Genomic DNA, 22,538 nt, shown 5'->3' with positions numbered 1-22,538 from the left:
TGGGGAGACAGGCATATCCCGAGCGACGTGACGGATGGGCGGTGGGAACTGGTCAGGCCGATGATCGAATCGTGGAAGCAGGAGCGGGTGGCGCGGTCGGCTACTGGGGCTCCGGGGTCCTGTGATCTGCGGGAGGTCGTGAACGCGATTTTCTACCAGAACCGGACGGGCTGCCAGTGGCGCTATCTCCCGCCTGACCTGCCGGCGGGGTCTGCGGTGTTCTACTACTACACGCTGTGGCGTCAGGACGGCCTTGACCAGCGGATCCAGGAACTCCTGCGTTGCCAGGTACGGGAGAGGGCCAAGCGATTAGAGGACCCGTCCCTTGTGATCGTCGACACCCAGTCCGTCCGTGCGGCGGCCGGGGTCCCGAGGACCACGACGGGGCTGGACGCGGGCAAGAAGACACAGGGCCGCAAGCGTGGGCTCGTGGTCGACGTGCTGTGCCTGATCATCGGGGTCGCCGTGCTCGCCGCCTCCGCTCACGACAACGCCGCCGGCGTCGCCCTGCTGACCCAGGCGGCCGAGCGGTGCGGAACCGCGTGGAGAAAGCCCTGGTGGACCAGGGCTTCAAGGACGAGACCATCATCCGCGGTGCGCTGCTCGGCATCACCGTCGAGACCGTGATCCGCAACCCCGCCGACAAGGGCAAAGGCTTCGTCGCGCTACCCGAGCGTTGGGTGGTGGAGCAGGTCAACGGCACCCTGATGCTCCACCGGCGACTGGCGCGCGAGTACGACCACCGGCCCGACAATGCCGCCTCCCGCGTCCACTGGGAGGCCACCGCGAACATGACCCGCCGCCTCACAGCACCCTCCCCGGCCTGGCGCGACACCCCCAGGGCGGCCGACTTCACGGTGGCCGCGTGAACGTCGCCGAACTCCTCGAAGACTTGCGGGACCAGCACGACCAGTCCACCGCCCGCGCCGACGACCTGCGCCGACAGATCGAACGCCTCGCCACCGAGCTCACCGAGGCCGAAGCCCGCCTCATCGAGCTGGACACGACCCGGAAGATCGTCCAGGAGATCACGCGGACCAGTGCCGAGCCCACGCCGCCCGAACCGTCCACCGCCTACCAGGACATCCTGAACGCCTTCAACCAGCACCCCGACCAGGCATTCCGCGTCCGCGACCTGCACGAACACCTCGGCATGCCCACCGACGACCCGGCCATGAACGTCACCCGCTCCCGACTCGGACGCCTCGTCCGCCAAGGCTTCCTCACCCAACCCGGACGCGGCCTCTGTCAGAAACAGGCTTAACGCCCTCTGAGACCGCTCCGCTGTCCGGATTCGAGGCCTCATCTGCGGCCAGAGGGGCTCGGCCGGAGACTCCTGACATGAAGGCCGGAGTGCCCGCCGCGACCTCCTCGGGATGCGTGTAGTGGCGGACCATCGTGTGGTGGTCGAACTCCGATGGCCGGTACAGGCTCCAGATCCGGTGGCGCTCGGCTTGTGAACCGTCCGCGTCGAGCAGGGCGTTGAGCGCTCGCCGTACCGACTCGTCGGCGCCACCATCGTGGCGAGGTCCACATCCGTCCGCGCATAGCCCCCGGCGAGGAAGAAGTTGGGGAGTGCGGTTGCGGTGGGGCGGTTCTACAGGGTGCCGGTGGGGTGGACGAGCAGCTGCTCACGGTTGCGTGGCGTGTGGCCGCCGAGGCCGGTGACGGCGGGGTCGATGCACCAGGAGTGCAGATCCGCGTCGACGTTCAGCACCGCCTTGCCGGTGTCGTTGAGCGCGTCCTTGCACTGGGCCCGGGCCTCGTGCACCACCTCTTCGCGGGTGCACTCCCTGGCGGCCTTCCCGTACAGGATTCCCGGCGTGTTCCACTCGGAGACGCACACCGACAGGAAGACCGCCGTGCCGTCCCCGTAGTCGGCCGGAAATTCCCGGACGTCCCAGAACTGCACCTGGCTGATGGTCGTCACCGACCACGGCGCGTCGATGTAGTGCCTAGTCCAGCGCGGTGTCCGCGAGCACCTTCCGGAGCACGTTCCAGGAGAGGTCCGAATATGTCGTGAACTCCTTCTTCTTGTGGTCGATCTCGTCGATGTAGTGGAACGTGTCGCGGCCGAGGTCGGCTGCCGTGTACGAGTCCATCGAGAGTTCGTTCTCGTTCAGGTACACGTGGAAGCTGGCCGCGAACTCCGAGGTGTCGCTCATGTACTGCGGGCCCGTGGGTCCGTTGTCGCCGTCCATCGGGCAGTAGACCTTGTGCACGGCGAACTTGTCACCGGCCAGCCAAGCGCACTGCCCAGGGGTCAGGGTGACCAGCCCCCGCTTGGGGGCGTCCCAGGCCAGATTGTCGTAGGCCATCACATCGAGCTGGCCGGCCAGGCAGTAGACGATTCCGGTGGTGTGGCCGTGCGAGTGGATCGGTGAGTAGTGCTGGGCCGGCCAGATCTCCAGGACCACCGGGGAACCCGCGTCACCCGGTTCGATTCCGAGGTCCCGCACGTAGTCGAACTCCGTGGCCCACTTGTCGTACACCCCCCGGCCGGTGCACGCCACGCGGATGTACGGAGGGTGCGTCTTGTCGTCGGCGGCCTTGGCCAGAAGGATCCGGCGCAGCAGCCCGAGCTCGTTGCCGGGCAGATCGGCAGTGACCGGGCCGACGGGTTCGAGATGCTTGCGCATGGCCTCGATCTCCCACGCGGACAGCCGGATGTTTGCCGCCTTGCGGGCCAGGTCCATGATCGCAGGGGGAACCATGAGCTGTCGGGCGTACTCGTCGAACGACGACGGCTGGGTGATGACCAGCGCCGGGGAGAGGCGATCCCCCTTGATACGCAGCTGCCGGTCCTCCTCCTTCGTGATGTGGAACGGCTGCCGCTTGCCGTTCACTTCTTTCGCCGTGCTCTTTGACCGGTCTTCTTGGACAGACATTGAGACACTCCCTCCGTCGGGGTTGTTCCTACCGGTGCGACTATTCCTGTGTCGCTTCTCCGAGTAGTTCGTATCCTCTCAGTCGACCCGATCCGTCAATGCCGTACAGCTGGGCCTAACGGCCGAGCTGAACCGTCATCGCAGAAACCTTCCAGCCATCGCCGAATCGCTCCACCGATATCCACCAGAAATCCAGGAAATCCCCCAGACGAGTGACTCCGCCCGCGAATGGCGAGACACGCGACTGAGTGGGTGACCTTCGGTCGAATCGCACATTCAGTCCGCGACATGACCTGGGGAGGCCGCCCCGGTGGCCAGTTGAGCGGTGATGCGCGAGAACGGCCTGAGCCCCTGGGGGGGGGGTTGACCGCGGCACGCTCTACTCCGCGGGCATTCCTGGCGACCGCAAATACTCCGGCCGGGCGTCCACGATCCAGGAAGCCCTCGCAGGAGACCACGCCAGGGTCGGCGCCGCGGGAGGAAGCGGCGGGCAGCCGTTGCGACTCCGGCTGGTGCGTGGCCTGAAGGGGCCTCCGCACCGCGCGGGCGCCCGTCCGACCCGGGAAGAGCTCGCCGACCGGCCCCTCCCGGCCGGCGCTGGATCACACCCCGCTGCGGTGCCCGCTCTGCGCGTCGGCGAGGCGCATGTGCTCGAGGTCTGACCGGTGGCTCCAGAAGGCGGCAGTCTGGTAGCGGGTCGCGGCCGCATGGAAGAACTGACGGTCGGCCAGGTGCTTGAGAAACGCGTGCCGCACCGCACGCGCGTAGTCGTCGGCCGGCCGTTCGTCGCCGTGCAGCAAGCCGAGCGCGGCCTCGGAGGCGGGGCCGGCCAGCTCAAGGGCGTGCCGTAGCCCGGAGGAGGAAAGCGGGTCGACGGAGAGCGCTGCGTCCCCCACTGCGACCAGGCCCGCCGTCCAGGGCGGACCGGCGCAACCCACCACGGCGACCCGCTGTGCGGCCGGCCGCGGCAGCGAACGGTGCGCCAGGCGCTCGGAGGTGCGGGGCGGCGGTAGCTGCGGCGCCCGCCCGGCGGTGTCCTGGACCTGCATGACCGTCAATCGCTCGCTGCCGGGCGTCGGCGCGCTGTACCACCAGCCGTCGGGCGCGGCCTCGACCAGTGACCAGGGCTGGGGCAGTCGATCGGCGGGACGGGTTTGCCAGATGGTGTAGCGCAGCCGGTCCACACCGTGCCAGCGGAGTCGGGCGCGTGAGACGGCCCGGGCCGTGCCGGTGGCGTCGACGACCACCGGGACGGGGTTCTCGAGACCGGGCACCAACCACCCGCCGTCCGGCCCGGCCACCGGCTTCGCGTGGGCGCGTACCAGGCGTACACCTGCTTCGCGGGCCGCCTCGCGCAGCAACTCGTCCAGTGCGGCACGGTCCACGGCCAGGGGCGGACCGTAGCGGTTGAGCAGGCTCGAACGGTGGTCCACGGTCGGTTCGGCCCAGGCGCTGCGGGCCTCGTAGACCGGGGTCGAGACGGTGGCCAACCTGTCCACGACCCGATCCGGCCGAGGACCGTCAGCGCGGAGGGCGACAACTGCTGGCCCACCGACCGCCACGGCGCGCGGCCGTCGTCCGCCAGGACGCCGGCCGCGCCGGCGGTGGCCAGGTACCAGGCGACCACCGCGCCGGAGGGGCCACCCCCGACGACGACCACATGGTCGGTGCGGCTCACCCGTTCCCGCCGGGGGTCAGGAACCGCTCCCGGATGAAGGGGTTGCCGCACCGGGAGTCCCCGATCACCCGCAGCCGCAGGGGCGACCCCTCGGCTCCCGCCGTGTCGGCCTGCCCACTGAAGCCACCCGGGCCGGTGAGCTGCAACGGCACCTCGCTGCCGTCCGCGGCCAGCACGGCCACAGCCTCCTGGATCTCGCGCTCGCCGAGGTCGGTGGCAACGGTCAGGTTGCAGGCGGAGTCTCGCCGGACTGCGGCTTCCCCGATCCGGATGTCCGACTCGGTTGCCACCGTGAGCTGGTAGGCCGTGGTCGTGGTCGCTTCGGGGGTGCTGATCCGAATCTCCCAGCGGCCCGCGTGGGTGAAGCGCTGCGGCCACACCTCGACCGGCAGTGCGATCTGCAGCTCCAGCCGGTCGTCGAAGACGGTGCCGGTGAGATGGGGGTCGTCGTCGGCGACCTCGGGCCCGTAGGGGGTGACCACGCCCACGGACAGTGCCTGCGGTTGGGCGGCCCGGACGGTCACCTCGATGGAGCGGTCCTCGTCGGTCAGCAGGATCGGCCACACATGCTCCTGCCCTGGCGGGAGTTGGCCGCGTCCGTAGCTTGCCAGGTCCACCCCGGTGAGCTGCTCGGCCGGCTGCCGGACGTCGGCCTGTCCGTCCGTGGCGGTTCCGGGGCCGGGGACCGTCGTGGTCCACTGACCGTCGGCGAGCAGCTCCGGCGTGACCGTCCAGCGGGTAGCGCGCTCCACCTCCCGGTAGCGCCCGTTCCGGTCGGCCACGACGAAGCCGAGCTTGCGCCAATCATCCACCATGGCTTTGGTGTTGGCCACGCCACGATCCCAGTCCTGGTAGTCCGGCGGCGCCGCGCCCGCGGGGATGACGTCGACCGGTCGGGGGACGGGCCACCAGTCGCCGGCGCACCACTTGAAGTCGGAGTGCCACGGGATGCACATCCGGGCGGTGAGATCGCCGGCTTGGACCCGGGAGCTGAACCGGAAGTCCCGCTTGTCCGGGTCGGCCCACATGTTCGACTTGAGAAGATGGCGCCCGGCCTCGATCCCGGGGCCGAAGGACGCGCCCACGCAGGCCTCCAGCGCGGCCCGGTCGAGGCCGTCGGGTGTGATCTTCGCCTCCGGCGGCGGCGTGCTGGGCCAGTCACGGTCGAAGTCGCCGGCTTGCCACTTCTGCAGGGCGGCCATCTGGAGGTTGGTCAGGTGACCGTCCTTGAGATCGCGAGGTTGGCTCATCACCGGCATCTTCTTGTCGCCGGTGAGCCAGCTGGCGATCTTGCGACGGTGGTAGAAGCCGTACATCGGCTCCGGCCAGCCGGCGTGGTTGCCGTTGGCGCCCGCGTGCACCGCCCCCATCCTTCGGGCGCGCTGAAGGATGGGCTGGATGTCCCGAGTGTAGGAGGGGCGCATCCAGGTCACGTCGTCCGGGCGCGCGAAGAAGTCCAGCAGCCGGTCCCAGAGCGTCACCACGGTGTCCAGCTCCGGGGAGTACTTGGGCGGGGTCACGACCACCCAGGCCCGCTGAACGGGTAGGGGCGTGGTTCTGTTTCTGATCGTCACGACGGCCTCAACCGGACCGTCCGAAGTGTCGTCCCACCAGCCGTCGCTGTCAAAGTAGTTGAAGTCAAGTTGGTACGGTGAGCCGGCCCCTCCCCGCCCGCCCAGGACCAGCAGATGGCCGTCGTTGTCGGTCTTGACCTCACCCAGGCGAATCCCCTTCTTCTTCGTCTGCTCGCCGGCCCCGGCTTGCGGAAGGTGATCTCTCCATCCTTGGGCGGGAGCGACTGGCCGCGACCGCTGATTCTCATGTCGCCGGGGTCGATGGTCAGCCTCTTCTTCGACGACGAGCGGCGTCCAGGTGACCAGTGGCTCCATGGCTCGGCTTCGCACCGGCTGGCCGGTTCATGGAGGCACATGGTGGTGGGGGCCTGATGGGGCTGCTACGTGTTCATCGGGTGACCGCCGAGGCCCTTTGGTCGGGTGAGCCGCAGGGCGGGGAGCAGAAAAGTAGCTTACTGTAATCAGTAAATTACAGAGAGGGGGGCGTGTAGTCGCACCTCTCGGCAAGGAGCTACCCCGATGACATACGTGGTGACTGACGCCTGCATCAGATGCAAGTACACGGACTGCGCGGCTGTCTGCCCGACGGACGCCTTCCGGCAGGGTCCGAACATGCTGGTGATTGACCCTGACGAGTGCACCGATGACGGGACATGCGTTGCGGAGTGCCCGGTCGAAGCGATCTTCGCGGAGGAAGACCTACCCGCGGACAAGTACGAGTTCATCCGGCTCAATAGCGAGCTGGCATCCCAGTGGCCTGCTATCACTCAGCCGCAAGACGCGCTTCCGGATGCTGACAAGTGGAATGGAGTGAGCGGCAAGCGCCGGTACCTGAAGCGCTAGCTGGCCCGGAGGTCTTGTCGGGTCCAGAGGGGGGTTCGTCGCCGGGACTCCGGCGCGCTTCTCTTGCACCCTGGCCAGTGCCAGGCCCTGAGCCGGGATCAGGCGCTGGCTCCGGGCGCGGTCGAGGAGATCCTGCGCTTCGCTGTCCCGGGCGGGAGCTGGATTCCGCGCTACGCACTCGAGGGTGTGGACTTCGAAGGCGTCCATATCCGGGCCGGCGACCTGGTGGTCTTCTCCTTCCAATCGGCAAACCGGGACGAGTCAGTCTTCGCGGACCCCGACCGATTCGACATCACCCGCACGCCCAACCCGCAAATCGGCTTCGGACACGGCAAGTTCCACTGCATCGGGGCGTCTCTGGCCCGGCTGGAACTACTGACCGTCATTGAGAATCTGCCGGCTCGACTGCCTCGGCTTCACCTGCACGAACCCCACACCACACTCCCCACCGACGACAGCAAGATCACAGGGGGACTTCGGACGCTACTCGTCGCATGGTGACACCCCCACGAGGCCGGTTCTACTGGCTCATCCCGACCGGTCACAGCAACGAGTGGACTCGGCTGCACCCAGAGGTACGGCTGCTGAGCGGGGCATCTCTCTGGCCGTCGCTGATCCGGAGCAGCCGATCGCCGGTCCGGCCCAGTGTGCGACATCCCGCGATCGCCTATCTCTGACCAACGGTGCAAAGTAGGGCTTCGGCGCTGTAATCATGCCTTCACCGCCCCATGGAGAGCATGGAGTCATTGGTGACGCCCGCGCCGCCGATGGTCTTCGGGGCGATCAGCCTGCGGTGCCACGCGAGAAGGGTCCCAGGTGTCACCGGAAACACCCGCAACCACTGGTGCCGGGGGATCAGCGAGGACAGTGCCGTGAACCACCGCCGGTCCGCCGGCTCGTACCGCACTGGCGCGGTGACCTGCCTGCGCAGCACCGCGTTCTCACGCCGCAGCACCAGCAGTTCGGCGTCCTCGGTGGCGTCCCGGCCCAGCAGTACCGCCGGGACCGCGAGCAGCTTCCGCGCCACCTGATACACCAGTGAGACGATCACCCGAACAGGCTTCCAGCAGGGAGTGGTGGTGCGCCAGACCTACTTTGATCAGCAGCGATGAGTTTCCAACGGCGCAGGTGGCGCGTCAGAGGACTTCCGGCTCGGGCGGCTCGAGAACTGGCATTACACCCGGGATGTCGAGGACCAGCTGGTCGCCGTGACCACGCCCGACGGACAGCTCTGGCGCTACACGTACGACCCGCTGGTCGCCGCACCGCCAGGTTGCGCATAGCGGAGGACGGGACCACCGTCCTGGAATGGACCGACTTCACCCGGGACGGCACGGCCCTCTGCGAGCAGACCACCTACGCTCCGCACCTCCCGGCCCGCACTCGCTCACCCGGGCAGTCTGACGTCAGAGTCACCTCGTGTGCCTGCGCTGCCGGTATGTCGTTCGGCATCAGGGTGACCCGGGATGCCGTGACGGCGCATCGGTGTCGAGCGCTGTGCCGGACCGGCCGGAGGAGGCCGCGGCCGGATCCGGTCGTGGCCTGCGCTGTGGTGCGGGAATGTTGTCCTGAGTGTTCCGGGGACTCTCGTCCGCGGCGACGTGGAAGAGAAACGCCAGATCGACCACGGATCGCCCGCGCATCCGGGTGTTGAAGTCCGAGTACTCCTTTTTGTTCGGGTCCTTGAGCCCTCCCCAGGGATCTCCCCAGCCCCGCTCGAGGAACGTGTTGTTGGTGAATTCGAAGAACGCTCGGGAGCCCCCACCGAGCGGGATGTGGATCTGAAGCCCTTGGTTCTTCAGCGCGGAGATCGGGTAGTCGCGGCTGATGACGTGCCGGTTGTGGCGCTCGGTGCCGGTCCACACCCGGAATCGGACGTCGGAGGTGAGATCGGCTCTGTCTCCGGGGGGACCGTCAGTGATCCGCCAAGTGCCGATGACCGTGTGGTCACGTTCCCAGCCTCCGAGCGCGGTCGGGCCCTGGCCCTCAAGGCCCTCGATCGGGACGAACCACTCCAGTCCGCGCTCCGGTACCACCGTGGTGGTGAGGGTGTGCCGGACCGGATCCGACTCGTCGGTGGTGTCGATGCCCTGAAGGACGAATGTCGTCGGCCCGTACAGATCCTCCGACTGCCAGACACGCGTTCCGGTCACGTCGATGCCGGCCGGGTGCGCGGCGGACAGGATCCGGTACCCGATGTGCGGCCCCTCCCACACCAGCCGGGCCGGATTGCCGTAGGACGGCTGGATCGGCTCCGGCCGGAAGTGCCGTGGCACGTCCGCGCCCGGCGGTACGGTCGCGTGTTTCTGGATGGTCAGGGTCTTGTCCGTCGTCTCCGCTCTGGCGTCGATCGTCAGGTCCTCGATGATGCTGATCACGGCCTCCCCGGTGCTCGAGGAGACCTCGACGTGGTGCAGGAGCAGAGTGAACCGGGCGTTCTTCGCCAATTCGCCCTTGTGCGCCGGGTGGTGGGGCGGTTTGCCGGGCTGCCTGTGGAACGTCGCGACGTAGATGTCGTTCGTCTCGCGCTTGAACGACCACTCGCGTGATGGATCGCAGACCGGGCGAATGGCTCCGGGGTTGGCCGTCAGTTCGGCCGAGATCTTGATGATGATCTTCGCGCGGGTGACGCCGGTGATGCCAGGGTTGGAGACCTGGATCTTCACGGTGGCGATCGTCGGCGGGCCGCTTTCGGGCGAGATCTGCAGTTTGCGTGAGTCCTTGGCGAGCTCGTACTCGAACCGCACCATCTTCTGCTCCCTACGGTCGTGGCGGCGGCGTCAGTGTGATGCCGGTGGTGGCCCATGAGGACGTGTGTTTCTTACCGTTCCTCCAGTACTCGTCCATGCCTGACCACCCGCGCGGGACCGCGAAGTCGCGGTGTCCCGGCAGGCACGGATTGTCCGGCGGAGCTCCGTAGCTGACCAGGCCGTCCCAGCGGCTCTGTGCGCGGTGGCGGAAGGGGTTGTACGGATCGCCCTCGGCCTTCTTCCTGATCAGTTCGCCCGTCTCGCGTGTGCGGTAACGCGGTTCGGCCGGGCCGCCCCGCTTCGGTACCGTGTACTCGACGGTGAAGGTCACTTGGGTGGCCTTGGTGATCGCGGAGGCCGGCACCAGGTGCGGGGCGAGCCACTCGCCGTTCTGTTCCGCCGCCCGCCTGGCCTGGTCGCCCAGGAGCGCCTGGCGGGTGGACCCCGCGTTCGTGGCGACGTGGAACATGTAGCGGCTCGGCAGGACCGAGTAGATCCAGCCGGTCACCCCGCCGTCGCCGACGGCCTGCTTCGTCAGCCTGGCCAGGTCGTCCGAGAGGCGTACCTGCTGGGCCGGGGTCAGGTTCCGTGTCGTCAGCCGTCTCCTGATCGCTGCTGTCGCCAGCTCGATCCAGCTCGCGCCGACCCGGCCCACCAGGTCGGGGGCGTACAGGTCGATGGCCGCCTTCTTGTCCGCACCGAGGCTCACGAAACCGTCCTGGGTGTACCAGGATCCGGGTCGCGGGTGAACGTGGTGCTCCAGGTCGTACCAGGTGCCCCAGGCGCGGAAACCGGCGCTGAAGACGGGCGCCAGATCCCGGGGCTCGACGGTGATGCCATGGGGGTTCTCGGTCCTCTCCTCGGGGCCGCGCAGATCGAACCGATAGAGCCGCTTGGTGATCTCGGGCGCGTCCTTGGCCTGGCTCCGCAGATACGGGAAGACCGTGACCTGATTCGAGGAGACCGGCGGGCGGGACGGCCCCGAGGCCGGCACGGGTGCGGGTCGGTCCCGCCCGCCGCGTACCTCGACTCTCAACTCACCTGCGGGCTGAGGCGGCGCGGTGTCGCTCGGGCGCCAGATCTCGGCGGGTGTCTGCCGCACCGAGAGGCCGTTGATGAGATTCCATGCCTCTGGACCCTTCATCGCCAGTTTTCTGGGCGCCGCGTATCCGACCACGTCGTCCGGCGCGGCTGGGTGCACGCAATCCACGACCCCGACCGTGGACGCCCAGGTCGTGAGCGCGGCCAGTTTGGCGCGCAGGGGGTGATCGGGAGTGCTGCCCGGCGGGATCGTGAAGAGCTCGTCAGCCACCTCGCCGCGTGCCTTCTTCAGAATGCCTGCACGGGGGGTCTCGGAGATGAAGTTGTGGTACGCCCGCCGTGTCGTCTGCTTGAGCTCCGCGGCGAGCCGTACCTCGCTGACGCCCACCACGTCGAACCGGGCGCACTGGGTGCGCGTCCAGCGCCTCCGCTCGTCGTCGTTCTTGGCCGTGCGGGCGAGTTCTGCCGCCGAGCGGAGCCCGGTGATCTGGGGCTGGGTCGCCTTGATGGCGAGCACTCCGCCCGGATGGTGGACCCCGAGGGACGCGGTGAGCTGGAGATATCCGCCGTGCGTGACGATCTCCTCGAAGGGACTCTTGGTCGTCGCGAATTTCCCGGGGCTCTCCAGCGCCGGGACGTTGAGCTCTCCCTCATCGATCGCGCCGCTGACCGCGTGGGCCGCGTGGATCATCTCGTGAGCGATGATCAGCTCTGGCGAGATCGCCAAGCCGTCCATCGTGAGCACCATGCGCGGATGGATCTGCACGTACGACACGGAGCCCGCCCCGTAGTACCTGCCCGTCTTGTAGGTGCCGAGCGTGACTGCCGTGAGCTGGGGCAGCCTGGGGTCGAGCTGGTTGATCGTCAGCCTGATCTCGGCGGGGCAGCCGTTGTCGGCGTAGACCGCCTCCTGCTCCCAGTAGGTCCGGTCAGCGGGCCTCTTGGGGACCTTCGGCGGTGGCACCGACGCGTTCGCGAAGAACTCGACCAGGGTGCGGCCCGACGGGACCTTCTCCAGCAGCCTCAACAGATCCATCACCTCGGTGACGAACACCTCCGGCTTCACCTGCGCGATGCTGGCCAGGGTCACGGTCGAGTCTCCCTGTTGTTCGTACAGCCGCTCGGTCAGCTTCATCACCGGCAGCGCGACGATGCCGGGCCGCACCTCATAGCCGTTGAACCACACCGGATTGTGATCCTGGGACAGGAAGAACCGCGGCGCCCTGAGCCGCACCTTGCGGAGCCGGTCGAACGAGAGGTCATCCACGGCGCTCCCTCAGATGTGTGTATCCGGTTCGGATCTCGACGGATTCCTCGGGCAACCTGGCGTTCACGTCCACCGCCGCGATCGGAGAGAACGCCCAGGTGGTCTCGGATTTCTCCCACCGGGTCTCGGCCCACTCCCAGGTGCCGGCGTGATGCGAGGAGGGGGCGGGCACGGCGACCGCCCCGCCGCGCGTCGTCGTCAGCAGCGGCCCGGTACGGAACGAGGGACGCAGCGCGGCGAGGGGATCGCGCACCAGCTCGTCCGGAAGCCGGAGCGTCGTTACCGGGAGGATTCCGGTCGTGGCATGGACGGACGCGTGCGGATCCATGATCATGGTCAGCTCGGTGACGGCCGAATCGGCGGCCAGGCTCACCGACTCGCCCTTTCCGACCGGGACGACGTAGCGGCTCGCGCCCTTCGCCGGGGACACCGCGTGAAAAGTGCCGTACGCCGTGCCCGTGTAGTAGCCGACCAGGCCGTCCCCCAGCCGCTCGGCCTCGCCGAGCCGGACCGGCCACCGGACCTTGGTGAACTCGGGCTTACCGGGCGCGAAGGCGTACTGCCAACTCGGGTCGGTGATCGGCGGGCCGTCCAGGTCGAGCGCGATCCTGGCCCTGACCACAGCCAGTGGCCGGCCAAGCAGGCAGGCGTGGGCGGCGGCGTGTTCCTCCTCGCCGTGTTCGATCCGCGCCAGCGACAGGCGCAGAGTCTCCCACCAGTGGGCGAACCCGTCCGGTCCTGAGGCGATCAGTCCGCCCAGCGTCGCCGCGAGCGCGGGGGCTCTGCGGGCGAACTCCGGCGGCAGCGCCCCGGTGTCGCGGGACAGCACACCCGGCAGCGGTTCGGCGACGACCCGCTGTGAGCCGGATTCGCCGCGAGCCACGCGCAGTTCCGCGAGTCCGCCGCCGTCGGGGGCGAAGCAGAGCAGTGCCCGGTCCGCGAAGTTCGGCAGCAGCCAGCCGACGATCGGAGCGGCGACGGGCTCGAACCGCAGTCGTGCCGGCTGGACGAGCCGGGGCCGCAGTTCTACGTAGTGCTGCCGTTCCTTCTCGTCGACGGCATGGCCCGGCTTGAGGGACGAGGGCAGGATCGGCCAGGTGGTCCGTTCGTCGGAGCCGATCACGATGGTCTGCGCCTGGCCGAACGCGTCCACCACCAGGAGTCGGGTGAACCGGAACTGGCCGGCCCTGATCGCCTCGAAGGGTGACGCGGGCCAGGAGCCGTCGTCGCCGGGCAGGTTGCCCGGGTTGGGGATGTGGTGCGGAGCCGGGCCGATCAGGTCCGCCAGGGCCCCGGTCGGCCTCCGGCCGAAGAACCGCTCGCGCAGCGCGACCTGGTCGGTGAGACCGCCCAGCGCCTGCGACAGCGGGTCGATTCCGGCGACCGTTTCGAGGAGTTTCGTCAGCGCGGCGATGTCGGCAGCGGGCAGTTGGGGATGATCCTCACGGTACTGGCGCACCTGGTTGCCCAGGTTGGCCAGCAGATGCGGGGTGAGCAGATTCCGTCCGCGCAGTGCGGTCACCGGGCCGTGCGGACCCTTGCCGTCCCACCGGTATTCAATTCCGTCGAAGGTCCAGTGCTTTCCGAACGGCAGCGGGATGTAGTCGATCTCCCAGATCAGGTACAGCGGCGACCAGGGTTGTCTCCACGTCGCTGCGGCGAAATCGGGTAGTCCGGGACTGGGCTTCCCGGCGTCGAGGGCGCCGAGTTCGCCCACCAGGGCCTTGATCGTCTCTGCGGGCAGGCTCTCCACATTGGGCGGCGGCGCGTAGGCGACCCCTCCGGACGGCAGATCCTCGATGAATCGGCAGTGCAGCGGCCCGCGGGTGAGCGGACGACCGGCTCGCGCGCCGGCCAGCAGCAGCACGGGGTCTCCGGCCCGCCGGTACGCGGCCAGCGGTACCCGGATCAGCTTCTGATAGCGCCCGAGCGAGTACCCCTTGGCGTCGAGGAATTTGGCGATCGCCGTCTCCCAGCCGCGGGGCTCGGGGGACCATGGCACGTTCTCCAGGGCCTTGTCGCGCGTGCGCCGTGCTCGGGCCACCTCACTCGCCAGGCTGCCCGCGCGGGTCTCGTCGAGTTGATCGGTGAAATCGGCCTTCTTGTACGCCTTCGGCAGCACGTCCAGATCCCGCAGCCACCACAGACAGAAGAGCCGCCAGCGCAATGCCTCCAGCGCGCGGTCCGCCGTCAGATAGCTGTCCTGCGCGGCGCGCAGGGTGTCCAGCCAGGCCGGCGGCGGAACGGGGCGGGTGCCCGAGGGCGCGTCCACGGTGACCACCGCGTACTGGTGGCCGCCCGGGGTCCGGGTGAATCCGGCCTGGTGGACATACTGCTCGTACTCGAACAGTCCGTCCGGTGTGCCGTCCAGCCGGTCGGACAGGCCGTGTTGAAGCGTGGTCAGCACCTCGGCCGAATAGGGCAGCTGGGAGTGCTGGTGGCGGACCAGTGCCGTCAGCGCCTCCACACCGGTTGTCCCGGCCGCGACCCTCATCCCGTTCGACGGGGGCACCACGACCAGCGACCGGTCGTCCTTCCGCCAGCGCACCGAGCGTGCCGTGCCGGCGCAGAACGTGTTCAGAGCACCGAGCCTGCCTCGTCGCCGACGGAACCAGCCGAAGTCGCGCAGGACGTCCTTGACGTTCGGTGTGGTCAGTGGATCACCCGCCCCGTTGGCGTACCATCCGGCCACCAGATAGCTCAGCGTGGCCGATTCCCCCACCCCGGTCAGGTCGTCGTGGAAGGAGAACACGTTCTTCTGGTACGGCTGGTAGGCGGCGAAGTCCACGATGCCGGGACCGAACGCGGTCAGGTGCGGCGCCCGTGGCGCGGGCTCCTGCCACGCACCGGCGGTGAGATCGTGCGCGCGGCCCAGCATGGTCTCGTCGCCGATCGGGGTGTCGTGCCGTACGAACATGACGGAGCCCCACTCGCCGACGTAGTCGCTCTCGATCAGCCAGGCCGCAGGCTTGCTGTCCGGCTTGCCGGTGAGATATCGGGCGACGAGCCAGCGGTTCGGTACGAACGGGAGCTCGAGCGCCCCTGACGTCGGGTGCTGGCGGGCGTGAGTGAGGGCCTCGGGGAGTACCCAGCGCAGGTGGACGCCGTTGTTCTCCGGATCGGTGCCGAAGCCGTTGTCGATGGCGCCCTCGTCGACCGGGTTGCTGCGGGCGTCGGTGAAATCCTGCGACCAGCGCTGGAAGGTCACCTCCTTTCGCACCGTGTCGTTGACGACCAGCGCCTCGATCTCCATCGGGACGATCCACTGCTTGCGTACGGCCATTTACGCGTCTCCCGCCACGGTCAGCACCTGGTACTCGGTGGAGGCCACAAGTTGAAGCGCCATCGCGCTCGGGCCGATGCCGGTTCCGAACTCGGTCTTCAGCAGCTCGTGCAGCCTGGCGCCGAGATCGAGCACCATCGGCTCGGCCGAGCGGAGCGCACCGGAGACCGGGACAGACTTGCGTGAGGCACCGATTCGTCCGGTGATCTCCCGTAGCGTGATCTTCTTCTCGGGGGTGATCCCGAGATGGGCGCTGCGGTGCGGCTCTTCCAGCGTGACGTTCGTCGGCGGGCGGCCGAGGAGCATCAGCTCCACGCCGGAGGCGAGGGTGGCTCGGCGCGCGACCGCGACCGGGCCCGCTTCGTCCACGCAACGGATCGCCATCCCCGGCCATGCGGTCACCAGCGCGGAACGCAACAGCAGTGCTGCCGCCGGAGTGGGGTGAGCGCGCAGGGCCCACAGCTGGTCGGCAGCCCACTCGTCCTCGGGGTCGCCGGTGGCGACGCTCGCCGCGCCGGCCTCAAGGGCATTGATCCAGTCCGGGTCCACGTGACAGAGCCGCAGGCGCTCCGACGGCAGCATTCGCGCGTCCGGGACCAGATACGCGAAGGGGACATGGTCCAGCAGGCGCAACCGGCTCAGCCAGCGTGCATGTGCGCTGCGCGCGTCCGGTTCGTGCTCGGGGGCCTTCGGCGGGGTGACCGTGGGTGCGAAACGTTTTCCGCTCGCCTTCAGGCGCCGCTGGGACCGGACCCCACGCGTGTAGCCGCTGCCGAAGTCCGTGTCGGCCACCGCGAGGGCCCGGCCGAGACTGAACGCGGCCGCGTAGCTGACGTCGAAGATCCCGAACTCCTCCAGATAGATCAGCAACTGCGACGCCGAACGGGGTCGGCCGAGCAACTCGGGAGGTGTGGGCAGCGGGCGCGGGCGCACCGGCGACAGCGGGCCCCGGTACCAGGCGAATGTGTGTTCGCCGCTGTGCGCGCGGAAGGGCAGCGGCACGAATCCCTGCCGGAGCCGTTGGGCCGTGTGCTTCGCGCTCGCGCCGGCCGACGGCGGTGCGGCAACCGGGACGCGCAGCGCGTTGTCTTTGACCGACGCCGCCGCCAGCGCCGCGGCGAGTGTCCCGAACCCCTGGCGGCTGGTGGTCAGATGGGTGTCGAACGACCACGACCAGAGTGACAGCAGGCGTACGGGCTTCGTCGGCGCGGTGTCCAGGACACTGCCGAGACCTTCGAGCGACACCAGGTGCGCGACGTATCTGCTCGGCCGGTCGGGGAATCGGGTTCCGGCGACGACCGCGTACCGCCGCCCGTCAGAGGCCGCACCTCTCGCTGTGTCGTCGGTCGATCCGCCCTGCCGGAGGTGCGCGATGTAGGGCAGGTCGGCGGTTCGCGGGGCCACTTTTGCGAAGAGGGCCGCCGGGACCAGAACGGTATGGCAGGTCGAGGACTTCTCGTCGGCCGACGGTGCGACAGCGGGCAGCGGGCGGACCTCGCCCGGCACAGGCGTCAGCAGGTCCGCCAGGCGGATCGCCTCGGTACGGCCCTCGGCGCCCGGGTCGCCGGTCAGCTCGCCGCGCGCGAACAGCAGAACCGCGAGCCACGAACCCTTCGGCGTGACCGGTACCTCCCACGGCAGGGTCTCCCGCGTGAGCGTCACGTGGGGGAGCAGGTTGGCGTAGCGACCCGTGCTGTTCGGGGCCGGGTATGCGCCGTGAACGAAGGCCGGGTCGAGCACGAAGCGGGGGGCGCGTACCTCGAAGCCGTGGTCGGCCTCGCTCACCTGCTGCGTGCCACCGTCGGAGTAGACGATCCGCTGCCCTGCCTTGAGCGTATAGTCGCCGACGGGCAGACGCGGGATCAGGCTGTCGTGGTAGCGCAGTGGGGGAGCCGGCGCGGCAGTGGGGTCCGTGATCACGAGGCGGCTCCGGCGGTGACGACGAGCGGGCGGTCGGCGAAGGCGTGGTCGGCGCCGGCGGCGAGCCGGGAAACCGATTCGTTGGCGCCGGGGCCGACGCCGAGGCGCACCAGCTCGTCGTACATTTCCTTCCGTGCGGCGGCCTTACTGTCCGCCTGCGCGATCCGTTTCAGCGAGTCCTCGCAGACGGTGGCGGGGTATCCGGTGACCTTGCCGGGTAGCGAGAGGACGCCCAGCGGCGTCAGTTCCGTCCGCTGCAGGGCCGATTCGTCGATGGCGCCGGGGCCGGCGGTGAGGGCGGCGTCCGGGATACGTACCACTACGCCGGTCAGCAGTCCCGTCACGAGCGGGTCGGTGGTGTCCCCGATGCTCTGAGCCCGTTTGATCGACCCCGACCAGAGCGCCTTGGGTACCTTGTGTTCCTCGCGGGTGACGGCCCAGTCCGAGTCCCTGGCGTCCTTCTCCTCCTTCCAGACCGGTGTGGCGACCCCGGCCGGACCCGTCACGGTGAGGGTCACCTCGGAGCGGACCGCCTCGCGCGCCATCGGGCGGATGTCGAGGCGCCCTTCCACGGCGAGCGGCAGCGGTGTACTGCCCAGACCGCCGACCGTGAGCGAGGTGACGGGTACGGTCGCGCCGAGCCGGAACCGGAATCCGTGTGCGCCGACGGCCCATGGCGTCTTCTGGTCCGGCGCGGGTCTCTTCGCGTCCGCGGCCCCGGGCAGCAGGCCCGACAACGCAGTCAGGCACAGCCGGTCGCCCGGCGGAAGGAGCTTGGCGAACGCGTCCCAGGCGATCGCCTCCGGCCCCGCCGTCCAGTCCGCGCCGAAGGTGACGCCGACGGAGAACTTCCAGACGCTGATGCGGAGATGACCGCCCGTCGCGGGCCCCCAGAGGGCCAGGTCGACGCCGACCTCGCCGTCGATGGAGCCGCCGCAGAGCATCCAGGACGAGACGGACCAGCGTACGTCGGCGCTGAACGTGGCCTCGAAGTGGAAGGGCTTCCACTCGACCAGCACATCGGTCTGCACGGTGAGCGAGGCGGACAGATGCCCGGCCGAGCCGCGGTGGGAGTAGCCGGCTTCCAGCCTCCCGCCGGCCATCGCGGCCGACGGGGTCAGCGCCATGTACGCGTCGCCCTCGATCGACAACCCCGAGGCCTCCCAGGAGAGGGAGAGCCGACGTGGCCTCGGATACCAGGCCGGCACCGGGAACGCCTTGTGGTACCCGCCGAGCGTGTACACGAAGTCGCCTTCGTGCGTACTGCCGGGGAACCACAGGTAGAAGGCGAATCCGCCGGACAGCACGGCGGCGGGGTCGATGACGTACGACCCTGCCGCCATCCGCCCGTCCATCATGAGCGTCCGGGTCGAGGACCGGAAGAGCGCGATCATCTCGACGCCGACCCGCGCGTAGGTCCGGCCCGCCTCGGTGAAATCCGCTGTCGCCTCGCCGAGCAGCCGAACCGTGAACTCACTGCCGAACTCGAGGAGTACGACGGCTTTCGCCTTGATCAACTCGAACGAGGTGACATGGATGCCGGCGGCCAGCCAGACGTGGCCCGCCAGCGGGGTGATCCACCCGCCCGGCCCGGCCAACGAGTCCAGGACCTCCAACGGAGACCGGCCCTTCACCTCGACGCCGGTCAGCAGCGGAAACGTGGCGACCTCGTCGAGGGTGGGGGCGCGGACGGTGCTGTTGTAGCCGAATCCGGCGGCCAGCCCGGTCACCACGAACGGCGGCGGCCCGCCGATCGTGCCGGTCGCCTGCGCGAACAGGAACATCGACGTCTGACCGTCGCGCTCATGCAGGTAACTGCCGACCGCGGCGAGCCCCACCCGAGGCGTGGTGATCGTGGCGAGTCCCGCCATGTTGAGGTCGTACCTGTCGTCCGGCGGTCGCATCATCAGCGCTCCGGACATCCCGATGGGCGGCTTGTCGTACGCCAGGCCGAGGCCGTCCAGCCGCGCCGCGACGGACGTGCCGTCCAGTGCAAGGCCGAGCCCGAGTCCCAGTGCGGAGATCGTCAGGCCGGCCGCGCCGAGCGAGGCGTCGAAGAGGACCCACACGCGCTGATCGGCGTAGCCGATGCCGACGCGCGCCACCTGGAGCGGGCCGAACCCGCGCCGCACCGGCAGCCAGGCAGTGGCGCTCGGTGCGTTGGCGACGGCGTCGTACCAGGTCTCCCCGGTGGTGCTCTCGATCACGGCGCCTTCAACCACTGAGCCTTCGACCACGGCGCGTTCGACCACGGGGCGCTCGACCACGGGGCGCTCGAGCGCCGGCCGAGTGCCCACGGCGATGGTCTCCGACGCCTTGCCCCAGTCGAGGCTGAGTGTCTTGGCCTCCCCGGCGACCTTCAGCTCGACGTTGAGCCGGGTTCCACCGTCGGCGGCGAACGTTGGCAGGTGGCGGTTCAACGTGGTGATCGCCGCGTTGAGCTTGTTGATCAGTGCCGGGGTGATCTTCGAAGGTAGGGACACCAGTGTCAGCTTGGTGACCGCGATGTCCTCGTCCTCCGGCAGCCTGCCGCGCAGCAGCGGTACCTGCGACAGCCTTGCCGGTGCGCCGGGCGGTGGCGTCACGCTCGCGGAAAACGCGTACTGGGCAGGCTCCTTCGCCTGCTCGCGCAGGCCAGCGAAGACCACGCTCGCGTTCGTGGTCCTGGCCCCGGCGATCAGCGTACGCCTCGTGGCGTCGTACGCCAGGTCCAGTTCGGTCACCGTCGGCACGAGCGCGGCCGGTACGTCAGGCGTTCGCATCCCGAGCGCGTCGGTGACAGCCGTGAACGGCACGCCGGTGGCGGCCTTACCACGCATGAGCACCGTCTGCTGGTCCTGGCCCACGTCGACGGTGAACGTGATCGCCTGCCGGGTGCCGTTCGTGCATACCGGCAGCGTCACCGTGAGGTCGGCCTTCTTCCTGGCGCCGAGGGCCGCGCTGACCCCGAGCGTGAGGAGCGTGTCCTCGAGCGGGATCGCCGCGGAGCCGGTGAACGCGGAGCCCGCGCCCGATGCCCAGGTGAAGCCGAGCCGAGTCAGGGTGAGCCCGCTCAGCGGCTTGGGCACGGAGAGCGAAGTGTGCCGGTCGAGCCAGCGGGTGAATCCGGCGAGGTCGACGTCGTACGCGTCGGCCGCCACTGCCCACGTCCTGCCCAGCCGGGAGGCACCGGCCGACATGCGGACCTCGCCGGCCTGGAGCGTCCCGGCGATCGAGACATTGAGTGCGCCGATCCCGGTGCTCGTGGCGCTGAACGACAGCCCGCTCAGAGTGAGGCCGAACTCCCTGGCGAGAGCCCACTCGCCATCCAGTACGCAGGAGATCGTGAACGTGGTCGCAGCCAGGTCGGCGACCGCCGTCGCGTGCGTGAAGGCATGTCCGTGCAAGGGCGTGCCAGCCAGGTGATCGGCTACCTGCTTGGGCAACTTCGCTCCGGGGCCGGTCAGTTCGGCGGACAGCTGTGTCAGTCCAGGCCCGGTGACAACCGCGTCCAGGGTGAAGCCGAGGATGTCGCAGGCTCCAGAAACCACCCACGAGACCCGGGGTTTGTCCGTGTCGAAGGTGACGCCGATCTCAAGGCCGAGGTTCTTCAGCGAGACCGCGCCGGGCACGAACGGCCATTCCTTGGTCGTCTGGACGCGCAGCGACGCGGTGATGAGTCTCCTGGTGTCGGCATCGGCGGTGACGGCGATGCGCGTCACGGACAGCCCCGCGAGGAGCTCCTTGACCGCAGCGGGAGGTGTCACATCCGCCTTGAGCAGAAAGGGCAACTCGGTGAGCCGTGAGATGTCGGGCAGGGGGAGAGCAAGGTCGGAGCTGAGTGTGTACGTGCCGGTGCGGCCCTCCCGCGCGACCAGCAGGCGCGCGCGAGCGCCGTTCGCGGCGTAGCCGTCGGTGGGAGTGTCGAATCCGGCGGACACTTCGGTCTTGACCGCCGTGGTGCCGTCCTTGGCGAGTTCGGCGGACAGCGTCAGGGTCAGGTCGCGGAACCCGAGCGCGCGTAGGAAGTCCAGTTCGAAGTTGAGGCCGCCGTACACGGACCACCCGGTGAGCGTGATCGTAACCCGGATCGCGCCGACGTTCTTCTCGGCGTGATCGGGGAAGAGGTCCACGGTCACCGTGGGCTTTCCCGGGTGGCCCGTGACCGTGGTCAGCCCGGTCAGCCGGTATTTCCCGGTGCGGACCCGGCGCGGCTTGACCACCGACAGCGTGGAGGTACTCAGATGAGCGGCGAACAGCGGGGCCAGTTCCCTCATCCCGAGTTCGCCCGGCGCGAGGGCGAACGACTCGCCAGGGCGATCCAGCCTCTTGTCCAGTTCAGCCAGCGACAACGGCACGCGGTACCTCCGGGGCACTGGTCGGGAAGTCGAGTACGAGAGGCGATGCTGATGGTCGGCCCTCGCCAGGGATGGCGACCTGGGCAACGCGGACCGGCTGATGGGTGGCGCCGACTGGGTCGGGCCCGACGGCAATGTCGGTCACTTCCCAGCCCGGGGCGTCGATCCACGGTGCGCCGACGGCTGATGCCGCGTCGGGATGTCCGACGAGCGCGATGCTCGTGAGGCCCTTCAGCGCGTTGCCCGTGCCGCCGGTCTCAAGCCGCGCCTTGGCCAGCAGCCAGGTCTCGGAGGTGGCGTCGCCGAGCAGCAGCACCCCGTTGGTCCCGTAGGTCAGCAGCAGCACCATGGCGTTGACTGCAGGGTCGGCGGCGTTGCGGTCACCGGAGGCGTTGACGGCGAGAATGTACAACTGGGCACTGCCCCTGGACAGGTACGGGCCGAACGCGTTGCCGTACGGGGCGGGCAGCTCGATCGCGCCGCGCGCGTTGAGCCATGCTTGCGCGGCGCCGTACTGTTCCACGCTCCCGGCCACGCAGACAGTGCCGAACTCGAATCCCGTTGGAATCCCGGGCAGTGCGTTGTAGTGGCTCCTGGTTGGCCCGGTGAGGAACAGGTAGTCCACGCGGCGTACGCCTTTGGATGCTTCCGGAACCAGGTCCGCCACCGGCGGCGGATCTGCGGATGTGGTCCCGCAATCCACCATGACGATCAACGGCCTCTCCTTGGTTGCCGCAGGATTGTCCCGGGGGAACCGAATGACGGTGCACGTCTGCCGACTGGACCGGGTCATGCTGACCACCGTCGGATCCGCAGCCATGCCGTACCTCCGCCACAAGGAGTTTCGTGCAAAAACCGATTGGCGACAGTATAGTCCGCATGCGTTCCATGTGGTCTCGCGGCGCGATCCCATGCAAGTGAAGGAAAGTCAGTCATTAAGAGAATGGGTCCTATTTG

The 22,538-nt window shown here is 69.0% G+C and carries 15 protein-coding genes and 2 pseudogenes; 5 read left to right on the top strand and 12 right to left on the bottom strand.

Annotation, left to right across the window (positions count from 1 at the left end):
• Positions 1 to 60: 60 nt before the first annotated feature.
• Together FB465_RS03460 and FB465_RS03455 are read left to right on the top strand one after the other, a co-directional pair.
• Positions 61 to 869: pseudogene (locus tag FB465_RS03460) on the top strand (IS5 family transposase).
• Positions 866 to 1,264, top strand: coding sequence for a PspA/IM30 family protein (locus tag FB465_RS03455; protein ID WP_211785713.1), 399 nt, complete (start codon positions 866 to 868; stop codon positions 1,262 to 1,264). Before FB465_RS03460 ends, FB465_RS03455 begins: the two are co-directional and overlap by 4 nt.
• A 333-nt stretch (positions 1,265 to 1,597) precedes the next feature.
• Here FB465_RS03455 and FB465_RS37655 read toward each other — a convergent pair whose 3' ends face one another.
• The 5 genes and pseudogenes from FB465_RS37655 to FB465_RS37840 form a co-directional block, all read right to left on the bottom strand.
• On the bottom strand, positions 1,598 to 1,912 hold the full coding sequence (locus FB465_RS37655; protein ID WP_211785712.1) for a hypothetical protein: 315 nt from the start codon (positions 1,910 to 1,912) through the stop codon (positions 1,598 to 1,600).
• A gap of 43 nt (positions 1,913 to 1,955) precedes the next feature.
• Positions 1,956 to 2,888: a cupin domain-containing protein gene (locus FB465_RS03445; protein WP_145787486.1), complete on the bottom strand. Its 933-nt coding sequence runs from the start codon at positions 2,886 to 2,888 to the stop codon at positions 1,956 to 1,958.
• Between the two features lie 602 nt (positions 2,889 to 3,490).
• A complete protein-coding gene (locus FB465_RS03440; protein ID WP_170290491.1) occupies positions 3,491 to 4,387 on the bottom strand; it encodes an NAD(P)/FAD-dependent oxidoreductase in 897 nt (298 codons plus the stop codon).
• 175 nt (positions 4,388 to 4,562) lie between these two features.
• On the bottom strand, positions 4,563 to 6,140 hold the full coding sequence (locus tag FB465_RS03435) for a LodA/GoxA family CTQ-dependent oxidase (protein ID WP_145787482.1): 1,578 nt from the start codon (positions 6,138 to 6,140) through the stop codon (positions 4,563 to 4,565).
• A gap of 3 nt (positions 6,141 to 6,143) precedes the next feature.
• Positions 6,144 to 6,254: pseudogene (locus FB465_RS37840) on the bottom strand (LodA/GoxA family CTQ-dependent oxidase); the annotation flags it as partial.
• On the opposite strand from FB465_RS37840, the gene FB465_RS36605 reads away from it, so the two are divergent.
• The 3 genes from FB465_RS36605 to FB465_RS03420 all read left to right on the top strand — a co-directional run bounded on the left by FB465_RS36605 (position 6,255) and on the right by FB465_RS03420 (position 7,484).
• A complete protein-coding gene (locus FB465_RS36605) occupies positions 6,255 to 6,512 on the top strand; it encodes a hypothetical protein (protein ID WP_145787480.1) in 258 nt (85 codons plus the stop codon). It begins immediately after the preceding pseudogene.
• Positions 6,513 to 6,659: 147 nt separating this feature from the next.
• Positions 6,660 to 6,983 (top strand): ferredoxin FdxA, encoded by a 324-nt coding sequence (gene fdxA / locus FB465_RS03425; protein WP_145787478.1) that lies wholly within the window; start codon positions 6,660 to 6,662, stop codon positions 6,981 to 6,983.
• Positions 6,984 to 7,046: 63 nt separating this feature from the next.
• Positions 7,047 to 7,484: a cytochrome P450 gene (locus FB465_RS03420; protein WP_170290489.1), complete on the top strand. Its 438-nt coding sequence runs from the start codon at positions 7,047 to 7,049 to the stop codon at positions 7,482 to 7,484.
• Between the two features lie 217 nt (positions 7,485 to 7,701).
• Here the strand turns inward: FB465_RS03420 and FB465_RS03415 are convergent, their stop codons facing one another.
• The 7 genes from FB465_RS03415 to FB465_RS03385 all read right to left on the bottom strand — a co-directional run bounded on the left by FB465_RS03415 (position 7,702) and on the right by FB465_RS03385 (position 22,296).
• Entirely contained in the window at positions 7,702 to 8,034 is a 333-nt protein-coding gene (locus FB465_RS03415) for an integrase (protein ID WP_145787474.1), read from the bottom strand.
• A 400-nt stretch (positions 8,035 to 8,434) separates the two neighbouring features.
• Entirely contained in the window at positions 8,435 to 9,733 is a 1,299-nt protein-coding gene (locus tag FB465_RS36595; protein ID WP_246192476.1) for a hypothetical protein, read from the bottom strand.
• Between the two features lie 10 nt (positions 9,734 to 9,743).
• Complete coding sequence (locus FB465_RS03405) at positions 9,744 to 12,041, bottom strand: hypothetical protein (RefSeq protein WP_145787473.1); 2,298 nt, start codon at positions 12,039 to 12,041, stop codon at positions 9,744 to 9,746.
• Positions 12,034 to 15,324, bottom strand: a complete 3,291-nt coding sequence (locus FB465_RS03400) for a hypothetical protein (protein ID WP_145787471.1) — start codon at positions 15,322 to 15,324, stop codon at positions 12,034 to 12,036. The genes FB465_RS03405 and FB465_RS03400 overlap by 8 nt, the downstream gene beginning before the upstream one ends.
• Positions 15,325 to 17,244 carry a hypothetical protein gene (locus FB465_RS03395; protein ID WP_145787469.1) on the bottom strand — a complete coding sequence of 640 codons (1,920 nt, stop codon included), beginning with the start codon at positions 17,242 to 17,244 and terminating at the stop codon, positions 15,325 to 15,327. It abuts the gene before it with no gap.
• Entirely contained in the window at positions 17,241 to 21,581 is a 4,341-nt protein-coding gene (locus FB465_RS03390; RefSeq protein WP_145787467.1) for a DUF6603 domain-containing protein, read from the bottom strand. The genes FB465_RS03395 and FB465_RS03390 overlap by 4 nt, the downstream gene beginning before the upstream one ends.
• On the bottom strand, positions 21,562 to 22,296 hold the full coding sequence (locus tag FB465_RS03385) for a ComEC/Rec2 family competence protein (RefSeq protein WP_145787466.1): 735 nt from the start codon (positions 22,294 to 22,296) through the stop codon (positions 21,562 to 21,564). Before FB465_RS03385 ends, FB465_RS03390 begins: the two co-directional genes overlap by 20 nt.
• Positions 22,297 to 22,538: the final 242 nt, after the last annotated feature.

The organism is Kitasatospora atroaurantiaca (genome assembly GCF_007828955.1).
In the GTDB taxonomy this organism is placed as follows: Bacteria; Actinomycetota; Actinomycetes; order Streptomycetales; family Streptomycetaceae; genus Kitasatospora; species Kitasatospora atroaurantiaca.
The sequence above is the reverse complement of the archived record's forward strand: the minus strand, read 5'-3'. Positions and strand labels throughout refer to the sequence as shown.